The 2,500-nt window shown below is 54.5% G+C and carries 1 rRNA gene (cut by a window edge); it reads right to left on the bottom strand.

Going from position 1 to position 2,500, the window contains the following annotated elements:
* Window positions 1–36: 36 nt before the first annotated feature.
* Window positions 37–2,500 (bottom strand): 23S ribosomal RNA (locus tag AAG688_RS02720) (it continues 416 nt past the right edge of the window).

The raw sequence follows: 2,500 nt of genomic DNA, 5'->3' as shown, positions 1-2,500 counted from the left end.
GACGGTATCGTCGAGTCCAAGGCCACTTGAGGTTATATGGTCAAGCCGCACGGATCATTAGTATCAGTTAGCTCAACGCCTTGCAGCGCTTACACACCTGACCTATCAACCACGTAGTCTTCATGGTTCCTTTAGGGGGCTTGTGCCCCGGGAAGTCTCATCTTGAGGCGCGCTTCCCGCTTAGATGCTTTCAGCGGTTATCGCTTCCGAACATAGCTACCCGGCAATGCCACTGGCGTGACAACCGGAACACCAGAGGTTCGTCCACTCCGGTCCTCTCGTACTAGGAGCAGCCCCTCTCAAACTTCCAACGCCCATGGCAGATAGGGACCGAACTGTCTCACGACGTTCTGAACCCAGCTCGCGTACCACTTTAAATGGCGAACAGCCATACCCTTGGGACCGACTACAGCCCCAGGATGTGATGAGCCGACATCGAGGTGCCAAACACCGCCGTCGATATGAACTCTTGGGCGGTATCAGCCTGTTATCCCCGGAGTACCTTTTATCCGTTGAGCGATGGCCCTTCCATACAGAACCACCGGATCACTAAGTCCTACTTTCGTACCTGCTTGAGCCGTCGCTCTTGCAGTCAAGCACGCTTATGCCTTTGCACACAGTGCGCGATGTCCGACCGCGCTGAGCGTACCTTCGAGCTCCTCCGTTACTCTTTGGGAGGAGACCGCCCCAGTCAAACTACCCACCATACATGGTCCCCGCTCCGGATGACGGAGCTAGGTTAGAACGTCAAGCACATCAGGGTGGTATTTCAAGGATGGCTCCACCGAAGCTAGCGCCTCGGTTTCATAGCCTCCCACCTATCCTACACAGACGAACTCAACGTTCAATGTAAAGCTATAGTAAAGGTTCACGGGGTCTTTCCGTCTTGCCACGGGAACGCTGCATCTTCACAGCGATTTCAATTTCACTGAGTCTCGGGTGGAGACAGCGCCGCTGTCGTTACGCCATTCGTGCAGGTCGGAACTTACCCGACAAGGAATTTCGCTACCTTAGGACCGTTATAGTTACGGCCGCCGTTTACTGGGGCTTCGATCAAGAGCTTCGCCTTGCGGCTGACCCCATCAATTAACCTTCCAGCACCGGGCAGGCGTCACACCCTATACGTCCACTTTCGTGTTTGCAGAGTGCTGTGTTTTTGATAAACAGTCGCAGCGGCCTGGTTTCTGAGGCCCTCTTCAGCTCAGCTACGCGTGTAGCCACCAAAAAGGGCGCACCTTCTCCCGAAGTTACGGTGCCATGTTGCCTAGTTCCTTCACCCGAGTTCTCTCAAGCGCCTGAGAATTCTCATCCTACCCACCTGTGTCGGTTTACGGTACGGTCTGCGTGAGCTGAAGCTTAGGAGCTTTTCCTGGAAGCGTGGTATCAGTGACTTCGCCCTAAAGGGCTCGTCTCGGTGCTCGGTCTTGAAGAGGCCCGGATTTGCCAAAGCCTCAAACCTACCGCCTTTCCCCCGGACAACCAACGCCGGGTACACCTAACCTTCTCCGTCCCTCCATCGCACTCACGCGAGGTGCAGGAATATTAACCTGCTTCCCATCGACTACGGCTTTCGCCCTCGCCTTAGGGACCGACTAACCCTGCGTCGATTAACGTTGCGCAAGGAAACCTTGGGCTTTCGGCGTGCGGGCTTTTCACCCGCATTATCGTTACTCATGTCAGCATTCGCACTTCCGATACCTCCAGCGGACTTCTCAATCCACCTTCGCAGGCTTACGGAACGCTCCTCTACCGCGCACAACAAAGTTGTGCACCCCAAGCTTCGGTTTATCGCTTAGCCCCGTTAAATCTTCCGCGCAGACCGACTCGACCAGTGAGCTATTACGCTTTCTTTAAAGGGTGGCTGCTTCTAAGCCAACCTCCTGGCTGTCTGTGCCTTTCCACATCGTTTTCCACTTAGCGATAAATTTGGGACCTTAGCTGTGGGTCTGGGTTGTTTCCCTTTTCACGACGGACGTTAGCACCCGCCGTGTGTCTCCCATACAGTCTGTCCTGGTATTCGGAGTTTGCAATGGTTTGCTAAGACGCGATGTCCCGCTAGCCATAACAGTGCTCTACCCCCAGGAAGATTCATATGAGGCGCTACCTAAATAGCTTTCGAGGAGAACCAGCTATCTCCGGGTTCGATTAGCTTTTCACTCCTAATCACACCTCATCCCCTACCTTTGCAACGGGAGTGGGTTCGGGCCTCCAGTACCTGTTACGGCACCTTCACCCTGGGCATGACTAGATCACCCGGTTTCGGGTCTACTGCCCGCGACTATGCGCCCTTATCAGACTCGGTTTCCCTTCGCCTCCCCTATACGGTTAAGCTTGCCACGAACAGTAAGTCGCTGACCCATTATACAAAAGGTACGCAGTCACCCTTGCGGGCTCCTACTGCTTGTACGCACACGGTTTCAGGGTCTATTTCACTCCCCTCTCCGGGGTTCTTTTCGCCTTTCCCTCACGGTACTGGTTCACTATCGGTCAGTCAGGAGTA

This window comes from Pseudoxanthomonas mexicana (assembly GCF_046736355.1).
GTDB classification, from domain to species: domain Bacteria; phylum Pseudomonadota; class Gammaproteobacteria; order Xanthomonadales; family Xanthomonadaceae; genus Pseudoxanthomonas_A; species Pseudoxanthomonas_A mexicana_B.
The sequence above is the reverse complement of the archived record's forward strand: the minus strand, read 5'-3'. Positions and strand labels throughout refer to the sequence as shown.